The organism is Sphingomonas sp., from assembly GCF_036677245.1.
Lineage (GTDB): Bacteria > Pseudomonadota > Alphaproteobacteria > Sphingomonadales > Sphingomonadaceae > Allosphingosinicella.
The window spans coordinates 1-1,698 of the sequence record NZ_JAKFCG010000025.1; the positions used below are offsets into that span (position 1 = coordinate 1).

2 protein-coding genes are annotated in these 1,698 nt (G+C 69.5%); both read left to right on the plus strand.

The window, feature by feature from the left end; translation table 11 throughout:
- The coding region (locus V6M48_RS02630) for an aspartate/glutamate racemase family protein (RefSeq protein WP_332810971.1) at nt 1–745 on the plus strand (745 nt) is incomplete at its 5' end.
- Nucleotides 742–1,698: NAD(P)/FAD-dependent oxidoreductase (locus tag V6M48_RS02635; protein WP_332810972.1), on the plus strand; the 957-nt coding region annotated here is incomplete at its 3' end. The genes V6M48_RS02630 and V6M48_RS02635, both read left to right, overlap by 4 nt.

Sequence of the window (1,698 nt, forward strand, 5' to 3'; positions counted from 1 at the left end):
CTCAAGCCCCCTCCGCCAGCCCAGACGCAAGCCGGTGCATGGCGCGATGATCGGCGTCATCGTCCTCGATACCGGCTTCGACCGGCTGCCCGGCGACGTCGCCAATGCCGGGACCTGGGACTTTCCGGTGCAGTTCCGCGTCGTGCGCGGCGTCAGGCCCAAGGACGTGATCGAGGGCGACCCAAAGGAGTCGCTCAGTGCCTTCCGGGAGGCCATCGACGATCTCGTGGCGATCGGCGTCGCCGGCATCACGACGAGCTGCGGCTTCCTCGCCGCCGTCCACCCGGAGTTGCGCCGCTATTGCCCGGTACCGATCGCAACCTCCAGCCTGATGCAGATCCCGCTCGCACTGAGCCTGCTTCCCGAGAGCCGGACCGTCGGCGTAATCGTCTCGGACCGCAAGGCGCTGGAAGACCGCCATTTTCTCAATGTCGGCGCTCCACTCGGCCTTCCGCTCGGCGAATTGCCGGAGGAAGGCGTCATTCGCTCGCATATGCGCAACAACGAGCCGCTGGCCGATCACGCCGCCCAGGAACGCGAAGTGCTGGCTGTCGTCGACCGCATGCTCGCTGAGGCGCCGTCCATCGGTGCCATCGTCAGCGAATGCGCCAACCTGCCGCCGCACTCGGCGGCAATCCAGCGCGAATTCGGCTTGCCGGTCTTCGACATCGTCACCCTGGTGGACTGGCTCCATGCCGCCATCCAGCCACGGCACTACGGCAGCGGCCCGAGAATGCAGAGATGACGGCGACCGGTTACGACCTCGTCGTGGTCGGCGGCGGCCTGATCGGCGCCGCGATCGCCTGGGGCGCCAGCCGGAGCGGTGCGAAGGTCGCGCTTCTCGATGAAGGCGACGTGGCTCACCGCGCCTCGCGCGGCAATTTCGGGCTGATCTGGCTGCAGGGCAAGGGCGTCGGCAAGCCGGCCTACATGCAATGGTCGCTGCGGGCCGGCCGGATGTGGCAGGCCCTCGCCGAAGAGCTGGCCGGCGCCACCGGGCTCGACACGGGCTGGCGCCCCGCCGGCGGCCTCAACTTCTGCTTCTCCGAAGCCGAGTTCGAGAAGCGCCGCGACATCCTTGCCCGTACCCGCGCCGATGGCGGCGAGATCGCGATGGAATTCCTCGATCGTGCGGCGTTGCGCGACCTTATGCCCGGCGTCGGCCCGGCGGTCGTGGGAGCCTCCTATTCCCCGCAGGATTCGCATGTCAGCCCGCTCTATCTGCTGCGCGCGCTGCAACAGGCCCTGCAGGATGCGGGCGGCAGCTACCGACCGGGCACCGCGGTCGAGGAGATCCGGCCCGAGGCGGGCGGCTTTTCCGTCGCGACCGGCTCGGGCCGGGTCCATGGCCGGCGGATCGTCCTGGCCGCCGGTCTCGGCTCCGTCCGGCTCGCGCCGCAGCTCGGCCTGTCGATGCCGGTGAAGCCCGAGCGCGGTCAGATCGTGGTGACGGAGCGCGTCCGCCCATGCTTTCCCTATGCCGCCAATTGCATGCGCCAGACGGTGGAGGGCTCCTTCCTGTTCGGTAGCAGCCATGAGGAGGCCGGCTTCGACGACGGCACCAAGGTGGCAACGGCCGCCGATCTTTGCGCGACGGCGCTGCGCGTCCTGCCCGGCCTGGCCGCGGCCGGCGTGGTGCGTCTCTGGGGATCGCTGCGCGTCATGACGCCGGACGGCCTGCCGATCTACGAGGAATCC